Annotated in this window: 15 protein-coding genes; 9 read left to right on the forward strand and 6 right to left on the reverse strand. The window is 70.6% G+C overall.

What is annotated here, in order from left to right:
* Positions 1-396 precede the first annotated feature (396 nt).
* Positions 397-2,349 carry an RNA polymerase sigma factor RpoD gene (gene rpoD / locus J2X41_RS08055; protein WP_310081066.1) on the forward strand — a complete coding sequence of 651 codons (1,953 nt, stop codon included), beginning with the start codon at positions 397-399 and terminating at the stop codon, positions 2,347-2,349.
* A 132-nt stretch (positions 2,350-2,481) separates the two neighbouring features.
* Here the strand turns inward: rpoD and J2X41_RS08060 are convergent, their stop codons facing one another.
* Together J2X41_RS08060 and J2X41_RS08065 are read right to left on the reverse strand one after the other, a co-directional pair.
* Positions 2,482-3,351 (reverse strand): hypothetical protein, encoded by an 870-nt coding sequence (locus J2X41_RS08060; protein ID WP_310081067.1) that lies wholly within the window; start codon positions 3,349-3,351, stop codon positions 2,482-2,484.
* 125 nt (positions 3,352-3,476) lie between these two features.
* A complete protein-coding gene (locus tag J2X41_RS08065; protein ID WP_310081069.1) occupies positions 3,477-4,751 on the reverse strand; it encodes a S8 family serine peptidase in 1,275 nt (424 codons plus the stop codon).
* A gap of 128 nt (positions 4,752-4,879) precedes the next feature.
* Here J2X41_RS08065 and J2X41_RS08070 point away from each other — a divergent pair, with 128 nt between their 5' ends.
* Together J2X41_RS08070 and J2X41_RS08075 are read left to right on the forward strand one after the other, a co-directional pair.
* A complete protein-coding gene (locus tag J2X41_RS08070; RefSeq protein WP_310081070.1) occupies positions 4,880-5,380 on the forward strand; it encodes a sigma-70 family RNA polymerase sigma factor in 501 nt (166 codons plus the stop codon).
* The gene (locus tag J2X41_RS08075; RefSeq protein ID WP_310081071.1) at positions 5,377-6,207 is read left to right on the forward strand and encodes an anti-sigma factor; all 831 of its coding nucleotides are present in this window, start codon (positions 5,377-5,379) and stop codon (positions 6,205-6,207) included. Before J2X41_RS08070 ends, J2X41_RS08075 begins: the two co-directional genes overlap by 4 nt.
* Before the next feature lie 89 nt (positions 6,208-6,296).
* On the opposite strand, the gene J2X41_RS08080 is transcribed toward J2X41_RS08075, so the two are convergent.
* The gene (locus tag J2X41_RS08080) at positions 6,297-6,530 is read right to left on the reverse strand and encodes a flagellar basal body rod C-terminal domain-containing protein (RefSeq protein WP_310081072.1); all 234 of its coding nucleotides are present in this window, start codon (positions 6,528-6,530) and stop codon (positions 6,297-6,299) included.
* Between the two features lie 115 nt (positions 6,531-6,645).
* Positions 6,646-6,846: a hypothetical protein gene (locus J2X41_RS08085; protein WP_310081073.1), complete on the reverse strand. Its 201-nt coding sequence runs from the start codon at positions 6,844-6,846 to the stop codon at positions 6,646-6,648.
* Between the two features lie 220 nt (positions 6,847-7,066).
* Between J2X41_RS08085 and J2X41_RS08090 the strand changes: the two genes are divergently transcribed.
* Together J2X41_RS08090 and J2X41_RS08095 are read left to right on the forward strand one after the other, a co-directional pair.
* Positions 7,067-8,722 carry a M20/M25/M40 family metallo-hydrolase gene (locus J2X41_RS08090; RefSeq protein ID WP_310081074.1) on the forward strand — a complete coding sequence of 552 codons (1,656 nt, stop codon included), beginning with the start codon at positions 7,067-7,069 and terminating at the stop codon, positions 8,720-8,722.
* 225 nt (positions 8,723-8,947) lie between these two features.
* On the forward strand, positions 8,948-9,607 hold the full coding sequence (locus J2X41_RS08095; protein WP_310081075.1) for a DUF998 domain-containing protein: 660 nt from the start codon (positions 8,948-8,950) through the stop codon (positions 9,605-9,607).
* Here J2X41_RS08095 and J2X41_RS08100 read toward each other — a convergent pair.
* Both J2X41_RS08100 and J2X41_RS08105 read right to left on the reverse strand, forming a co-directional pair.
* On the reverse strand, positions 9,586-10,137 hold the full coding sequence (locus J2X41_RS08100; RefSeq protein ID WP_310081078.1) for a YbhB/YbcL family Raf kinase inhibitor-like protein: 552 nt from the start codon (positions 10,135-10,137) through the stop codon (positions 9,586-9,588). The genes J2X41_RS08095 and J2X41_RS08100 overlap by 22 nt on opposite strands.
* A 100-nt stretch (positions 10,138-10,237) precedes the next feature.
* The gene (locus J2X41_RS08105) at positions 10,238-10,858 is read right to left on the reverse strand and encodes a TIGR02466 family protein (protein ID WP_310081080.1); all 621 of its coding nucleotides are present in this window, start codon (positions 10,856-10,858) and stop codon (positions 10,238-10,240) included.
* 61 nt (positions 10,859-10,919) lie between these two features.
* On the opposite strand from J2X41_RS08105, the gene J2X41_RS08110 reads away from it, so the two are divergent.
* The 4 genes from J2X41_RS08110 (at position 10,920) to J2X41_RS08125 (ending at position 16,803) form a co-directional block, all read left to right on the forward strand.
* Positions 10,920-11,177: an antitoxin gene (locus tag J2X41_RS08110; RefSeq protein WP_310081082.1), complete on the forward strand. Its 258-nt coding sequence runs from the start codon at positions 10,920-10,922 to the stop codon at positions 11,175-11,177.
* 3 nt (positions 11,178-11,180) lie between these two features.
* Positions 11,181-11,462: a type II toxin-antitoxin system RelE/ParE family toxin gene (locus tag J2X41_RS08115; protein WP_310081084.1), complete on the forward strand. Its 282-nt coding sequence runs from the start codon at positions 11,181-11,183 to the stop codon at positions 11,460-11,462.
* Positions 11,463-11,490: 28 nt separating this feature from the next.
* A complete protein-coding gene (uvrC, locus tag J2X41_RS08120; protein WP_310081086.1) occupies positions 11,491-13,392 on the forward strand; it encodes an excinuclease ABC subunit UvrC in 1,902 nt (633 codons plus the stop codon).
* 96 nt (positions 13,393-13,488) lie between these two features.
* Positions 13,489-16,803 (forward strand): ATP-binding protein, encoded by a 3,315-nt coding sequence (locus tag J2X41_RS08125; RefSeq protein ID WP_310081088.1) that lies wholly within the window; start codon positions 13,489-13,491, stop codon positions 16,801-16,803.
* Positions 16,804-16,824 lie beyond the last annotated feature (21 nt).

Below are 16,824 nucleotides of genomic sequence, written 5' to 3' on the forward strand. Positions count from 1 at the left end.
CCTCCTTCCCATCTTGACTCACGCGTCACGCAACGCCATCTGGCGACTCAAGGATTTGCCACGCTGCTGATTGACATCGCTCGGGCCGCCATTTTCATGCGCGCGCCCTCCTTGAAACAGGATGTCACCCTCGCCGCCGCCAGGTCCCAGTGGCTGCCGAAACCCCTCAAGGGTCGACGCTGATCGCGCGCGAAGACAACGCCTCCGCAAAGAGCCCTGCTCGCGGAGCGTTAGCCTATGGCTCTTCGACGCGTGTCGGGCGTTTATCTTGAGAATTTTTTCAGCGGTTCACTGGACAGCTTGCACGGACGACAGGGCGCGATGCGCAGGCGACCCATCACGGACACATTATCGGCGCGCGCCAGGTTTAGGCGCCGCGTCGTTTCGGAGACCTGAATGAGCACCAATTCCTCGGCCGAGACGGAAGCGCCCGAAGCCACCGGCGGCGACGGCCCCCTGCTCGACCTGACCGACGCCGGCGTCAAGAAGTTCATCAAGCAGGCCAAGGCCCGCGGCTACGTCACGATGGACGAGCTGAACAAGGTGCTGCCGTCGGAAGAAGTGACCTCCGAGGCCATCGAAGACACCCTCGCCATGCTGAGCGAGATGGGCGTCAACGTGGTCGAGGCCGAAGAGGACGCCGAAGGCTCGGAAGGCGGCGAGGTCGTCGCCCGCGAGGACAACCAGCAGGTCATCACCAGCGAGAAGCCTGCGGCCTATGACCGCACCGACGACCCGGTGCGCATGTACCTCCGCGAAATGGGCAGCGTCGAGCTGCTGTCGCGCGAGGGCGAAATCGCCATCGCCAAGCGCATCGAGGCCGGCCGCGACACCATGATCCGGGGCCTGTGCGAAAGCGCCCTGACCTTCGAGGCGATCATGGTCTGGCGCGAGGAGCTGGGCACCGGCCGCATCCTGCTGCGCGAAGTGATCGACCTGGAAGGCACCTACGCCGCGATCAACGGCGTGGCCGCCGCCCCGGCCGCCGACGAGGAGCCGGCCGAGCCGGTCGACGAGGAAGCCGGCGGCGAGGCCAAGGCCGAGGGCGAAGGCGAGGACGACGACGATTTCGACGACGGCGCCGGCCCGACGGTCAGCGCCATGGAAGGCGAGCTGCGCGAAGGCGTGATGGCCATCCTCGACGCGATCGCCGGCGAGTTCGAGACCTTCCGCAAGCTGCAGGACAAGCTGGTCGGCAGCCGCCTGAAGGGCGCCGACCTCTCGGACGCCGACCGCAAGGCCTATGAGGGCCTGTCGAACACCATCATCCAGCACCTCAAGACGCTGAAGCTGAACAACAACCGCATCGAGGCGCTGGTCGAGCAGCTGTATGCGATCAACAAGCGCCTGATCGGGCTGGAAGGCCGGCTGCTGCGCCTGGCCGACAGCTACGGCATCAGCCGCACCGAGTTCCTCAAGGCCTATTTCGGTTCGGAGCTGAACCCGAACTGGATCGACCAGGTCAAGGCCATGGGCGTGCGCTGGACCAAGTTCGTCGAGAACGACGTCAACTCGGTCGCCGACATCCGCCAGGAAATCGCCGCTCTGGCCACCGAGACCGGCGTGCCGATCGACGACTACCGCCGCATCGTCCAGACCGTGCAGAAGGGCGAGCGCGAGGCCCGCCAGGCCAAGAAGGAGATGGTCGAGGCCAACCTCCGTCTCGTGATCTCGATCGCCAAGAAATACACCAACCGCGGCCTGCAGTTCCTGGACCTGATCCAGGAAGGCAATATCGGCCTGATGAAGGCGGTCGATAAGTTCGAATACCGCCGCGGCTACAAGTTCTCGACCTACGCCACCTGGTGGATCCGCCAGGCGATCACCCGCTCGATCGCCGACCAGGCCCGCACCATCCGCATCCCGGTGCACATGATCGAGACGATCAACAAGATCGTCCGCACCAGCCGCCAGATGCTGCACGAGATCGGCCGCGAGCCGACCCCCGAAGAGCTGGCCGAAAAGCTGGCCATGCCGCTGGAGAAGGTGCGCAAGGTCCTGAAGATCGCCAAAGAGCCGATCAGCCTCGAAACGCCAATCGGCGACGAGGAAGACAGCCACCTGGGCGACTTCATCGAGGACAAGAACGCCATCCTGCCGATCGACGCGGCCATCCAGTCCAACCTGCGGGAAACCACCACCCGCGTGCTGGCCTCGCTGACGCCGCGCGAAGAGCGCGTGCTGCGCATGCGCTTCGGCATCGGCATGAACACCGACCACACCCTGGAAGAGGTCGGCCAGCAGTTCTCGGTCACCCGCGAACGCATCCGCCAGATCGAAGCCAAGGCCCTGCGCAAGCTCAAGCACCCCTCGCGGTCGCGCAAGCTGCGCAGCTTCCTGGACTCGTAGGGGTCCCGCGAAGTTCGAAGATCGAACGCCCGTCCCGGGAAACCGGGGCGGGCGTTTTGCTTGTCGGCTTGGACATCAAGAAAAAGGCGGCCCCTTCCGGAGCCGCCTGGCAGGTCGATGGAACGGTCCGGGCTAGTTGCCGACCTTGAGATCGCCCGAGCCCGCGCCGTTGGCCGAAGCATTGGCGCCGCTGCGCGAGGCCGAGCCCGACAGGCCCAGCGAGCCGCTGTTGCCGGTCGAACCGTGGTTGGTCGAGGCGTTGCTCGCGCCCGAGCCGGTCAGCGAACCGGAGAGGCCGTCGCCCGTCAGGCCGCCCGCCGCGTCGGCGTCGCCCGAACCGCTGGCGCTCGCCGAGCCCGCCGCGTCCCGCGCCGAGCCCGCGGCGTTGCGAGCCGCGCCGGTCCCTCGTGAGGCGACCGAGGTGGCCCGGTCGCGCGCCGCGCCCACCGCGTCGCGGCCGGTTCCGACCGCTCGCGAGGTCAGGCCGCTGGTGTCAGGCGCCGTCAGCGAACCGCCTCCAGAGCCATTGGCCGAGCCGTTGCCCGAAAGGGCGCCGGTCAGGGACTGGCCGGTCGCCGAGGCGGAGCCGGAACCCGCGGCCGAACCGCTAGCGGCGGCGTTGCTCGTGGCGCCCTGCGCCAGGCCCTGGACGCCGCCGGCGGTGTCGCGGGCCCGCCGGCTCGCGCGATCAGCGTGGTCGCGGACCCGGCCCGTGGCGTCGGTGGCGCGGTCCCGCACCCGGCCGGTCGCCTCGGTGGCGCGCGAGGCGACGCCACCGATGTCAGGGGTCCCGAACTGGCCCGAGCCGGTCAGCCCGCCGGCGCCCTGGCCGGTCAGACCGCCGAGGCCGCCGCCCAGACCCCCGCCAAGCCCGCCGCCCAGGCCTCCACCAAGGCCGCCGCCGAGCCCGCCGCCTCCGCCGAGGATCTGGGCCTGGGCCATCGGCGCGGTCATCAGCATGGCGGCGGCCGTGGCGGTCATGAAGAACGAGATCTTGCGCATGGTCTTCTCCTGAAGAATGGCTCGAGGCGGCGCTTCGTCCGCCTTCCGAACCGTCCAACGACCCGGCCGCGCGCTTTCTTCCGAACCCCGCGACATTTTTTCGCGGCCCAGGCCTATTGGGCGACCTATTTCGCCGCGGCCTCGACCAAACCCTTGCCGAACACCGGATCGACGCCCGGCGCGCCCAGGTCCACCGCCTCGGCCGCCAGGCGGGCCACCGCGCGCTGGGCCGCCGCCGGGTCGGGGGCGTCGAGCAGCCGGGCCAGCCGGCCGGCCACCACCGGCGCGGCGTAGGAGGTGCCCCGCACGCTGGCCGGACGGCCACCGGGGGCGGCGACCTTGACCTCGGCCCCGTAGGCCGCGAAGTCGACATGGGCCGCGCGGCCGGCCTCGGGCAGCAATCGGCGACGGCGGTCGACGCCGGTCACGGCGATCACCCCCGGATAGGAGGCCGGATAGAGGGCCGGGGCGGCCGGGCCGTCGTTGCCCACCGCCGCCACGATCAGGCAGCCCCGGGCGAGCAGCGCCTTGACCGCCGCCCCCAGCGCGCCGTTCGGCGGCCCCACCAGGCTGATATTGACCACCGGGGCCCTGGCCTGGGCCATCCAGGCCAGGGCCCCGACGATCGCCGAGGCCGAACCGCCGGCCGGCCCCTTGCCATAGACGTCGGCGACCAGGATCTGGTCGGCGCCAGCCGCGGCCAGCAGCGAGGCCGTCGCCGTGCCGTGGGCGCTGGGCCGCGCGCCGCCGTCGGCGAAACCGCGCTGCTCCAGCCGGACATGGGTGAACACCGGCTGGTCGGCCGCGACGCCGCCATCCAGCAGGCCCGCCCGTCCTCCACCGTCTTGGGCGGAGGCCGGCGCGGCGGCGGAGGCCGCGACCACCGTCTCCAGCCCGGCGTCGGCATAGACGTGGTTGAAGTCATAGTCGCCGTCCGGGTCCAGGTCGCGCAGCCGCTTGATCGCCGCCCGGGCGCTCAGGCCCTTGGGCGGGGTCAGGGTCACCAGGGAAAGGCCCAGGTCGTCGGACCGCGTCTGGCGGGCGACGGCGAAACCGGCCGCCGTGACCTTGGCCAGGGCCTCGGGCGTGGGCGAGACGGCCAGCACCTCGCCCCGCACCACCGGCTGGCCCTGGTCGTCCCGTTCCAGCGCCCGGGGATGGGCCCGGACCAGGGCGGCCAGGCGGTCCAGCCGCGCGGCGGCCAGGGCGTCGGGCGTCAAGCGATCGGCCAGGCCGTCGACGTCGCTGGCCAGACGGTCGGCCAAGGGCAGTCGCGGCAGCGGCAGCCCCGTCCGCTCGACCACCGATGACGGCGAGGGCAGCAGCTGGGCGCCGGCCGGCGCGGCGCCCAGAACCGCCAGGCCGGCCAGGATCGTGATCAGGGGGACGCGAAAGCTCATGGCGATCCAGGGTTTCCCAGACGGACGAGACGTGACAATGGCCGCATCGCGACGCGCGTGAAATAAGTTTAGGCTCAGGGATTGAACGTCCCCGGCCAAACGTTTCTTCCACAGGACGAAGGCGAACCTTGGATTCCTTCCAGACGGAGATGCTGGCCCTGCTGCCGCGCTTGCGCCGAATGGCGCGGGTGCTGGCCTGGGAACCGGCGGACGCCGACGACCTGACGCAACTGACCGTCGAGCGCGCCTTGCTGCGCCGCGACCAGTGGCGTCCCGGTACGCGATTGGACAGTTGGATGTTCCGGATCATGCGCAACGCCTGGATCGACGAAGCCCGCGCCCGCCAGCGCCGCGGCCGCGTGCTGGCCCCGCCCGAGGCGGGCGCCCTGGCCGCCGACCCCAGCGCGCCGTCGCTGGAGGCGCGGCTGCAGGCCTCGGCGGTGGAGCGCGCCCTGGAGGCCCTGCCCGAGGACCAGCGCATCGCGGTCGCCCTGGTGCTGATCGAGGGACTATCCTACCAGGAGGCCGCCGAAAGCCTGGAGGTGCCGATGGGCACCCTGACCAGCCGTCTGGCCCGCGGCCGCGCCACGTTGCAGACTGCGTTGATCGACCAAGGAGCCCAGCCATGACCGTTCCGGACGAAGAGGTGTTCGCCTTTGTCGACGGCGAACTGCCCGCCGAGGACATGGCCCGGATCGAGGCCGCCATGGCGACCGATCCGCAGCTGGCCTTGCGGGTCGAGACCCAGCGGGCGTTGCGCCGGCTGCTGTCGGGCGCCCATGCCGGGGTCATGCGCGAGACGCCGCCGCAGGCCCTGGGCGCGGCGGTCGCCGCCAAGCCGGCCCCCGCGCCCCGGCCGGCCGAGGTGATCGCCTTCCCCGGCGCCCAGGCCAAGGGCAAGGCCAGGAGCAAGGACAAGGCCAAGCCGCGCGAGCCCAGGCTGCCCAAGCCGCCCGGCGCGGCCGGACGGGGCTTTCCCGCCTGGATCGGCCTGGCCGCCTGCCTGGTCGCCGGCCTGGTGATCGGCCGCATGGCCGCGCCGCCGCCCGCGACCCTGAGCGGGGCGAACGACCCGGCCCCGATCGCCGCCGGCCCGCTGGCCCAGGCCCTCAACACCCAGACCTCCGGCCAGGCCGCCGGCCCGGTGCGCGTCAACCTGTCGTTCAAGACCGCATCGGGAACCTATTGCCGGACGTTCCAGGCCGCGGGCCGCGCGCCCATCGCCGGCGTGGCCTGCCGCGACCCGGACACCTGGCGCGTGCGGGCTGTCAGCCCGGCCGGCCCCGGCCCGGCCGGCGACTACCGCATGGCCGGCTCGGAAACGCCGGCCGCCATCCTGGCCGCGGTCGACGCGATGATCGCCGGTCCGCCGCTCGACGCGGCCGGCGAGGCCAAGGCCCGGGCCGCGCGATGGAAGCCGGTCGACGCCGTAAAGGGAGGAGCCGCCCCCCGGTAGGACCGGAGGGCGGCGGGTCCGGACCCGCGCAGGGGGGAATGCGGGGTGGGCCCGGACCGACTCGCGCCGACGGGACGAGGGTTCGCGCCCTAGACCTTCATGTCCAGGAGGGCGCCCATCATCTCGTCGGCGGTCTTGGCGACGACGACGTTGGCCTTGAAGTCGGTCTTGGCCGAGACCTGTTCGACGGCCTCGTGGGCCAGGTCGACCTTCTGCCCGGCCTGGCTCTGCTCCAGGCCCCAGGCGGCGGTGCGCTGGGCGCTGGCGCTGAGGCGGTCGGCGGCGGCGAACATGCCGGCGGCGGCGGTGTCGAGAACCTGCACGACGTCTCCCTGGTTGCCAGGCCAATGTCGGGCGCGCCGGTTAATCGGCCTTAAGCAAAGATGGTCAAGTTATGCGGTTAACGGCCTTCGGGGCTACGAACGCGGAAGACCGCGTCTAGACGCTGATATTGACCAGCGTACCCGTCAGCTCGCCGGTGACCTGGGCCAGGGCCGCGCCGGCCGAGGCCGTCATCTGGGCGTTGGTCTGGGCCACCGCCAGCGCCGTGAGGTCGACCGGCGGCGCGCTCTGGGCCTGGGCCGTCCCTGGGCGGATCGGCTGCGGGAGGCTGGCGGCGGGACGGGTGGCGATCTGCACGGAGTCTTCCTTCGAGGTCGCCGTCAGCCTGGTCCCGAACCCTTAAGTCCGGCTGACCAAGGAGGGTAAACGCAGGCAAGCGGTCGGATAACACGTTCTTCCGGCTCGGCTTTTTCGTGAAGATTACAAAACGTTCAGGTCACCAAATCTCGACAAGCCGCCTTGGTCTGGCCAAGGTTCGCGCTCTCGCGGGCTCGCCCCGTTCTTGGAGCCTGCCTTGATGCCGTTTTCCCGTCGCGCCGCCCTCGCCGGCGTCGCCCTGCTGCTGGCCGTCCAGCCCGTCCTCGCCGCGCCCGCCGCCAAGGCCAAGCCCGCCGCCGCGAAGGCGGCCGGCTTCACGCCGTCGGCGGACGCCATCAAGGCGCACATGGGCTTCCTGGCCGACGACCTGCTGGAGGGCCGCGAGGCCGGCACGCGCGGCTACGACATCGCCGCCAAGTACGTGGCCTCGCAATACGCGCTGATGCACGTCAAGCCGGCCGGCGACGACGGTTCCTACCTGCAGCAGGTGCCCCTGACGGCGTACCGGGCCGCCAACGAGGGCGGGGTGTCCTACACCGGGGCCGGCGGCAAGTCCGGCGCCCTGGTGTTCGGCGAAGACTACCTGCCCTCGGCCCAGGCCCGCCAGGCCGAGACCAGGATCACCGCGCCGCTGGTCTTCGTGGGCTACGGGATCGTCGCCCCGGAACGCGGCCGCGATGACTATGCGGGCCTGGACGTGAAGGGCAAGATCGTCGTTGTCCTGAACGGCGCCCCCTCGGGCCTGCAGACCGAGATCCGCGCCCACTACAGCAACACCAACGTCAAGCGCGCCGAGGCCGCCCGGCGCGGCGCGGTCGGGGTGCTGACCCTGCCGACCACCAGCTACGAAAAGCGCCGCCCGTTCGCGCGCAACGTCGGCAGCTACCAGGAATGGAAGATGACCTGGAACGACGCCCAGGGCGCGGCCTATGTGCGCGGGGCCGAGGCGCCGGGCCTGGCCAGCCTGAGCCTGAAGGGCGGCGCCAAGCTGTTCGCCGGCGCGCCGACCAGCCTGGACGAGGTGCTGGTCGCGGCCGAGGCGCCGGACGGCGTGGTCAAGGGCTTCGCCCTGCCCTCCAACGTCACCGTCCAGCTGAAGACCGAGATCGAGAAGCGCCAGAGCAGCAACGTGGTCGGGCTGATCGAGGGCTCGGACCCAACGCTGAAGGCCCAGACCGTCATCCTGTCGGCCCACCTCGACCACCTGGGGATCCACGGCAAGGACGCCGACAAGATCAACAACGGCGCCCTGGACAACGCCTCGGGCGTGGCCACCCTGCTGGAGGTGGCGCGCGGCTTCAAGGAAGCCCGGACCAAGCCCCGGCGCTCGATCGTGCTGCTGGTGGTCACCGCCGAGGAGAAGGGCCTGATCGGCTCGGAATATTTCGCCCACAACCCGACTGTGCCGATGGCCGGCATCGCCGCCGACGTCAATCTGGACATGCCGATCCTGCTGTACGACTTCCAGGACGTGGTGGCCTTCGGGGCCGACCGCTCGTCGATCGGCCCGGCCGTGGCCCGCGCCGCCGGCCGCGTCGGCATCGGCCTGTCGCCTGACCCGCTGCCGGAGGAGGGCCTGTTCACCCGCTCGGACCACTATCGCTTCGTCGAGCAGGGCGTGCCGTCGGTGTTCCTGATGACCGGCTTCAAGAACGGCGGCGAGAAGGGCTTCAAGGACTTCCTGGCCACCCACTACCACAAGCCCAATGACGACCTGAACCAGCCGATCGACTACCAGGCGGGGGCTCGCTTCGCCCTGGTCAACTACGAGATCGCCCGCGAACTGGCCGACGCCCCGGCTCGTCCGTCCTGGAACAAGGGCGACTTCTTCGGGACCCTGTTCGGGAAGAAGTAGGACCGCGTTGGGCTGGACGCCCCCTCCGTCACGATGCGTATCCGCATCGCGCCACCTCCCCCGCGTTGCGGGGGAGGAGTGAAGCGCGACCAGCTTCTCCTCCCCCGTGAAACGGGGGAGGTGGCCGCGAAGCGGCCGGAGGGGGCGTCACCGCACCTTGACCGCGCGCCCGCCCGGCGCGATCTAGACGGGCCCAATCAGCCGGAGACGGGACGAGTGATAAGCGTGGGAAACCTGCTGAGGATCGGCCTGGTCGTTCCGGCGGTCATGGTGGCCGACGTCCTGCTGGCCCAGCACCTGTTCCCCGGCTTCCGGCCCGGCGCACAGTTCATCAGCGAGCTCGGCGGCCCGGCCGCGCCCAATCCGGCGATCTTCAATGTCGGCATGATCCTGGCCGGCCTGGCCGGGATCGCGGCCGGGGCCGGCTTCGCCCAGGCCCTGGAGCACGCCGGCGGACGCCGCCAGGTCTCGGCCTTCGCGGGACTGTGGGTGGCAATGACCGGCCTGGGGGCGCTGTTCGCCGGCCTGTTCCACTGGCCCGACCCGATGCACCGCGCCTGCGGCGTGGGCCTGGCGATCCAGTTCGCCCCGCTGTTCACCGCCTGGGCCCTGTGGGGTAGGCCGGCGCACCGGCGGCTGGCGCGCTTCTCGCTGAGCTGGTTCTTCTTCCTGCTGCTGGTCCTGGCCCTGCTGACGGGCGTGTGGAACGTGCGGACCGGCAACGACGTCGGCTTCTGGCAGCGCGGCCACGCGTTCCTGGGCCTGCTATGGCTGGCGATCGCCGCCTTCTGCCTGGACCGCCACTGGCGGGCCCGCGACCTGCCGGCCGCTCCGGTCGATAGCGAACCGACCGCCGAACCGGACTACGCCCCCGCCGCCTCGTAGGTGACGATCAGGTCGTCGGAGGCCAGGGCGTCGCCCTTCAGCGCGTTGACCAGGTCGGCCAGCGGCGTCTTCTCGTCGAATGGCAGGCGCTCGACCAGGGCGAAGATCTGGAAATGATAGTGGTGCACGCCGTGGCCGACCGGCGGGCGCGGGCCGAACCAGCCAACCGTGCCGTTGTCGTTGACGCCCTGGGTCGCGCCGCCGATCAGGCCCAGGCTGGCCTCGTTCGGCAGCCCTTCGGGCAGGCTGGTCGCCTCGCCGGGAATGTTCCAGATCAGCCAGTGCACGAACGGCCGCTCGCGGGGCGCGTCCGGATCCTCGACGATGATCGCATAGGCCCCCGCCCCGGCGACCGAGGTCCAGATCAGGGGCGGCGAGAGGTTGTCGTGATAGGCGCTGTGGCGGTCGGCCAAGCGGCCGTTGGGGTCGGTCGCGGAGGTGGTCAGGATCAGGCTGCTCTCACCGAAGGGCTGGACCTTGAGCATGGTGATCGCCGCGCCGGAATGGTCGGGGGTGTGGGCTTGGGGCATGGGCGGCTCCTGGCTGTGGGAGCTAAACCCGCCCGCCGTCCGCAAGGTTCACGGCCCAGGTATGGCGGGACCTTGACAGCGCCTCACCGCTGATCGCCGCCTAGCGCCAGGCGTAGTTGAAGCTGATGCTGATCCGCTGTTCCTCGGCCTGGTTGGGCGTCACCTCGTGGCGCAGCCAGCTTTCCCACATCAGGATCGTCCCCGGCTCGGGCTGGACATAGACGAATGGCTGCAGCGTCTCGGGCGCGTCGGCCAGGCGCATGGGCGCGGCCATCATCATCGGCAGGCGAGGGTCCTCGAACTTCAGGGCCGAAGCGTCCGGCGGGATGGTCACATAGACCGTGCCGGAAATCACGCTGTGGGGATGGATGTGGCCGGAGTGTTGACCGCCCGGATCGAGGATGTTGATCCAGAAGCTGTCCATCACCAGCTTGCCGCCGGCAAGGTCGAAGCGCAGGTTCTTGGCGAAAGCGGCCGCGTGCCTGTCGAGCTTCTTCTTCAGGTCGGCGAACAGGCTGTCGCGCTGGGCCAGGTCATCCAGCGAGGCGTACGAGGTGTAACCCAGATAGCCCTTCTTCTCGGCCCAGGCCTGACCAGCCTCGTCGTCCTCCGCTACGGCGATGCAGGCGTCGTGCAGGTCGTCGATGAAAGTTTCGAAACCCTTCTCCCCAGCCAGGCTGGCCTCATAGAGCGGCGTGACGAAGAGCGGGCGCGTGGTCATGAGGCGCGTCATACAGCCCCGCGCGGTTGACGACAAACGGGGTTGGGAGGATCATCTCGGTATGGCCGATGGTGACATCACTCTAACGATAGATGCAGCGCTCGCCATGCGATTGAAGGCCGTCTCGGACGGTCTAGGCAAGAGCTTGGACGAATATGCTCGTCAACTGCTCGACGCCTACACCGGCCTTGATCCACACAAGCATGACCAAGCCTACTGGGACGAGCTTGAACGCATCTGCAATGAAACGGAGCGCGATGGCGGCGTACCTTGGGAGGAGGTTCAGGCGCGGCTGTCGAATTTCGGGCAAAAGCGCTGATCCGTGCGGCAGATCAATGTTTCCAAAAGTGCTTGGATAGATATCGATCGGCTTGAAGACTGGCTTATCGAAAATGAAGCTCCCTACGCAGGGGATCTCGGCGTCACCCTTCGGGATGCAATGAGGAGCCTGCAGGACTTTTCAGAACGGGGCCGTCACTCCGGCGGGGGCGCCCTAAGAGAGCTCATCGTGCCCTTCAGAACATGGAGTTACGTGATCACCTATCGCGTAACTGTCAGTAGTGTGATCATCGCTCGCATCCATCACGGCCTCGAAGATCGCTGACCGCGCCAGACTCGCCTATATGTCCCCCGTGGACCAAGACACCGCCCCTCCCCCGCCCGCCAACGCCCTGAAGGGCGCCGCCCTGATCAAGGACGAGGTCTCGCGCCTGCCCGACGCGCCCGGCGTCTACCGGATGATCGGCGACAACGAGGAAGTCCTCTACGTCGGCAAGGCCAAGAGCCTGAAGAAGCGCGTGGTCCAGTACGCCCAGGGCCGCTTCCACACCAACCGCATCGCCCACATGGTCGACGCCACGCGGTCGATGGAGTTCGTCACCACCCGCACCGAAGCCGACGCCCTGCTGCTCGAGATCAACCTGATCAAGTCGCTGAAGCCGCGCTTCAACGTGCTGCTGCGCGACGACAAGAGCTTTCCCGAGATCATGATCCGCCGCGATCACGACGCGCCGCAGCTGCGCAAGCATCGCGGGGCCCATACCATCAAGGGCGACTATTTCGGGCCGTTCGCCAGCGCCGGGGCGGTCAACCGCACGCTCAACACCCTGCAGAAGGCCTTCCTGCTGCGCTCGTGCAGCGACAGCGTCTACGAGACCCGCTCGCGACCCTGCATGCTGCATCAGATCAAGCGCTGCGCCGCCCCGTGCACCGGCCTGATCGGCAAGGACGACTACCGGGCCCTGGTCGACCAGGCCGAGGCCTTCCTCCGCGGCAAGTCCCGCGCGGTGATGGCGTTGATCGCCCAACAGATGGAAGCGGCGGCCGAGGACCTGGAGTTCGAGCGCGCCGCCCGCCTGCGCGACCGCATCCGCGCCCTGGCCTCGGTGGCCCAGGAAAGCCAGATCAATCCCGAGACCGTGGAGGAGGCCGACGTCGTCGCCCTGCACGTCGAGGGCGGCCAGGCCTGCGTGCAGGTGTTCTTCTTCCGGGCCGGCCAGAACTGGGGCAACCGCGCCTACTTCCCGCGCGTCACCGGCAACGCCGAGGAAGAGGACGAGACGGCCACCGAGGAGCAGCGGATCCTGACCGCGTTCCTGGGCCAGTTCTACGACGACAAGCCCATCCCGCGCCTGATCCTGACTAACCTGGAGCCGGCCGATCGCGAACTTCTGGCCGAGGCCTTCTGCCTGAAGAGCGGCCGCAAGGTCGAGATCGCCACCCCCAAGCGCGGCGAGAAGGCCGACCTGGTGGATCACGCCCTGACCAACGCCCGCGAAGCCCTGGGTCGCAAGATGGCGGAGGGCAGCGCCCAGACCAAGCTGCTGGCCGGGGTCTGCGAGGCCTTCGGCCTGGACGCCCCGCCCGAGCGGATCGAGGTCTATGACAACAGCCACATCCAGGGCACCAACGCGGTCGGCGGCATGATCGTGGCCGGGCCCGAGGGCTTCATGAAGGGCCAGTACCGCAAGTTCAACATCAGGAGCACCGAGCTGACCCCCGGCGACGACTACGGGATGATGAAGGAGGTGCTCAAGCGCCGCTTCGCCCGCCTGGTCAAGGAAGAGGAGGAGGGCGATAGCTCGGCCCGCCCCGACCTGGTGCTGGTCGACGGCGGCAAGGGCCAGTTGGACGCGGCCCTGGAGGTCATGGCCGACCTCGGCGTCGACGACATCGCCGTGGTCGGCGTGGCCAAGGGCCCGGACCGCGATGCGGGCCTGGAGCGGTTCTTCATGCCCGACAAGACGCCGTTCATGCTCGAGCCCAAGTCGCCGGTGCTCTACTACCTGCAGCGGCTGCGCGACGAGGCCCACCGCTTCGCGATCGGCGCCCACCGCACGCGCCGCTCGATGGACCTGAAGAAGAACCCGCTCGACGAGATCGAGGGCGTCGGCCCCGGCCGCAAGAAGGCCCTGCTGCACGCCTTCGGCTCGGCCAAGGGCGTGGCCCGGGCCGGGGTCGAGGACCTGATGAAGGTCGACGGCGTCAGTCAGCCCCTGGCCGAGCGGATCCACGCCTTCTTCCGCAAGAGTTGAGAAAACGCGGCGACGCCATTTACTTCCCAGGCGTGTGACAGCAACAGTGCAATCCTGGGACGGCGTTGTTTTCCGCCCAGGCTTGCCGAGTGCGTCATGATTGTTGCGTCCCCTCAGTCCGCGCCCGCCCGGGCCGCGTCCGCCCAAGCCTCTCCGGCGGACAATCCCGATCCGGTCGCCTTGCTCAACGCCTGGCTGGCCGTCGAAGCGCTCCAGCCCCAGACCTTCGCCACCCAGGAAGACCTGCTGGGACGCGAGCCGCCGCCGGCCAAGCGAAAGCCAAAAGGCCAGCGGGACGCTCCGCTGCCCCGCGCCTGGTTCCCGTTCGACCTGGCCAGCGGCCAGATGCCCTGGGAAGGCCCGGAGGGTGATCGCCGGCGGTTGGCGATGTCCGAGGATGACCGCCTTGTCTGGTACGTGCCGCTGGGCTTCGTGAAGATGGAGCCGGCGGTCGAGCGGCTGGTGACCGAGGTCCAGCCGGAGGGGCCCGAGCGTGAGCGAGGCGCCGGCGTGGCGGTGCTGGCCCTGGCCGCCTTCGACGAGGCGGGCCGGGCCCTGCCCTCGAGCCTGCTGCTGTCCAGTTTCGGCTGGGCCTGCGGACGCGTGCTGGCCGGCGACATCGACCGCCTGCACGCGTTCGTCGACCTGGAGGGCGAGCTGCGCCACCAGCTGGGACAGGCGCTGGTCCAGCTGGACCTGGACGGCCGCAAGGTCGCCACCTCGCGACAGCGGTTCCTCGAAGGCATGGCGGCGATCATGGCCGCGCTGGAGCTGCCGGCCGACCTGCTGGAACGGCCGCGCGTGGCCATCCGCGTGGTCGGCGAGGCCGACGGCGATCCGGTCGACATCATCAACAGCTTCTATCTGCGCGACCTTCACCGCGTGCGCACGGCGCTTGATGCCGGGGCGGGCGGCGCGACTCTGGCGGCCTATCTGGGCCAGGCGCGGCCGGCCCGGCAAGTGGACGTGCTGGCCGACAAGGCGGAGCTGGAGAGCCTGGTGGCGCCGGCCCTGACGCCCGGCGCGCGCTGGCCCGCGCCCAGTCCGGCCAAGCTGGTCACCTTGCAGCAGGCGGCGGTCAACGCCGCGGTTCGCGACCTGGCCGACGGCGGCCTGCTGTCGATCAACGGGCCGCCGGGCACCGGCAAGACCACCCTGTTGCGCGATGTGATCGCCGCGGTGCTGGAAGCCCGCGCCGACGCCCTGGTCGCGCTGGACGATCCGACCTCGGCCTTTTCGCCGGTCGAGCTGGTGGCCGAGAGCGGCCACAAGCGGGTGCTGTATCGCCCGCCGACAACCCTGGCCGGCCGCGGCGTCGTCGTGGCATCGTCCAACAACGCCGCCGTCCGCAATGTCAGCGCCGAACTGCCCCTGGCCGGCGCGGTCGATGATCCGGCCGCCGTCCGCTATTTCCCCGACACCGCCCGCGTCGCCCAGGGCGGAGACGCCGACTGCTGGGGCCTAGTCGCGGCGGTGTTGGGCAATCGCAAGAACCGCTCGGAGTTCGTCGAAAGCGTCTGGTGGGACCCCGACTGGGGCCTGGAGAAGTACCTGGCCGCCGTCAACGGCCGCCCCGAGGTCGAACCGCCGGCCATTGTCACCGCCGAAGCCCCGCCCCGCACGCGCGGCGAAGCGCGCGAGCGCTGGCGGCGGGCCCAGATGGACTATCGCGAGCGCAAGTCCGCCGTCGCCCGGCTGCTGGCCGGACGCGAGCAGATGCGCCTGGCGCTGGCCGACGCCGCGGCCGTCCAGCAGGCCCTGGAGGACGCCCTGGCCGCCGAGGCCGCCGCCCAGGCTGACGGACAGGCGGCCTCGGAGACCCAGGAGGCGGCGGCCCTGGCCTTGGCGCGCGCCGAGACGGCGCTGGCCGACGCCCGCCGGCTGCACGACGGCGGCGCGGCCCTGCGTCCCGGATGGGTGGCGCGGCTGGTCGGCCAGGACGCCGCCTGGCGGCAGTCCCAGGCCCGCACCCTGGCCGTGCTCGAACAGGCGATGGCTGACCAGGCGGCGGCGCGGGCCGAGCAGGACGCCGCCGACCAGCGGGCGCGCGACGCCACGACCCGGCTGACCCTGGCCCAGACCGCCCGGGCCGAGGCCATGGCCCGGCGCGAGGCCCTGCTGCGGCTGGAGGCCGAGGGTCGGGCGCTCTATGGCGACCAGATCGGCCCCGCGTTCTGGGAGAGCGGCCACGCGGCGATCCATACGGCCAGCCCCTGGGCCGACGCGGCCCTGACCGGGGCCCGCGACCAGCTGTTCGCCGCGGCCATGGCCCTGCACCGCGCCTTCCTCGACGCCGCCGCCCGGCCGATGAAGTCCAACCTGGCCCTGATGATGGACCACCTGAAGGGCAAGCGCCTGCCGTCCGGGGCCACGGTCCACCTCGACGCCCTGTGGGACAGCTTCTTCCTGGTCGTGCCCGTGGTCTCGACCACCTTCGCCTCGTTCGATCGGCTGATGGACGGCCTGGGCGAGGCCTCGGTGGGGTGGTTGATCGTCGACGAGGCCGGCCAGGCCACGCCCCAGGCCGCCGCCGGCGCCCTGTGGCGGGCGCGACGGGCGCTGGTCATCGGCGATCCCTTGCAGATCGAGCCGGTCTCGACCGTTCCCGCCGGCCTGGTGCGATCGATCTTCTCCAGCCGGGGCGCCCATCCGGACGTCTGGGCCGCGCCGCGCGCCTCGGTCCAGACCTTGGCCGACGCCGCCAGCCCGCTGACCGCCGCCGTCGGCTGGGGCGTCGACGCGCGGCGGATCGGCATGCCGCTGCTGGTGCACCGCCGGTGCCAGGAGCCGATGTTCTCGATCTCCAACACGATCGCCTATGACGGCCTGATGGTCCACGCGACCGGCTCATCGCCCTCGCCGATCCGCCAGGCCCTGGCCGAGATCGCGCCGGGCAGTTGCTGGCTCGACGTCGCGTCCAGCTCGGCCAAGTGGAGCCCGCGCGAAGGCCAGGTCGTGCTGGACCTGCTGCGGCGGCTGGCCGAACAGGGCGTGCGCGATCCCGACCTCTACCTGATCGCCCCGTTCCGCGAGGTGGCCGACACGCTGCGGGCCCTGGTCGTGCGCAGCGGCGTGCTCGATCAACTGGGCGTGCCCGCCAAGCAGCACAGGCGCTGGGGCGAGACGCGGGTCGGCACGGTCCACACCTTCCAGGGCAAGGAGGCCGAGGCCGTGATCCTGGTGCTGGGGGCCAGCGCCGACGCCAGCCGCGGCTCGCGCAACTGGGCGGGCGGCGCGCCCAACATCCTCAACGTGGCGGTGACGCGGGCCAAGAAGGCGCTCTACGTCGTCGGCCGCCACGAGGCCTGGCGCACCGCCGGCGTCTTCGCCCACGCGGCCGCGGTGCTGCCGGTGGTGGTAAGTCCTCCCCCTGTGGGGGAGGTGGCCGAAGGCCGGTGGGGGGAGCTTTAGGGTCATTGGTCCTGGCGCGGC

The sequence above is a fragment of the Caulobacter sp. BE254 genome (assembly GCF_031457295.1).
Classification (GTDB): Bacteria; Pseudomonadota; Alphaproteobacteria; order Caulobacterales; family Caulobacteraceae; genus Caulobacter.

Coding starts and splice junctions, on each gene's coding strand:
- rpoD (WP_310081066.1), top strand. CDS start 397: ATGAGCACCAATTCCTCGGCCGAGACGGAAGCGCCCGAAGCCACCGGC.
- J2X41_RS08060 (WP_310081067.1), bottom strand. CDS start 3,351: ATGCGCAAGATCTCGTTCTTCATGACCGCCACGGCCGCCGCCATGCTG.
- J2X41_RS08065 (WP_310081069.1), bottom strand. CDS start 4,751: ATGAGCTTTCGCGTCCCCCTGATCACGATCCTGGCCGGCCTGGCGGTT.
- J2X41_RS08075 (WP_310081071.1), top strand. CDS start 5,377: ATGACCGTTCCGGACGAAGAGGTGTTCGCCTTTGTCGACGGCGAACTG.
- J2X41_RS08090 (WP_310081074.1), top strand. CDS start 7,067: ATGCCGTTTTCCCGTCGCGCCGCCCTCGCCGGCGTCGCCCTGCTGCTG.
- J2X41_RS08100 (WP_310081078.1), bottom strand. CDS start 10,137: ATGCCCCAAGCCCACACCCCCGACCATTCCGGCGCGGCGATCACCATG.
- J2X41_RS08105 (WP_310081080.1), bottom strand. CDS start 10,858: ATGACCACGCGCCCGCTCTTCGTCACGCCGCTCTATGAGGCCAGCCTG.
- J2X41_RS08110 (WP_310081082.1), top strand. CDS start 10,920: ATGGCCGATGGTGACATCACTCTAACGATAGATGCAGCGCTCGCCATG.
- J2X41_RS08125 (WP_310081088.1), top strand. CDS start 13,489: ATGATTGTTGCGTCCCCTCAGTCCGCGCCCGCCCGGGCCGCGTCCGCC.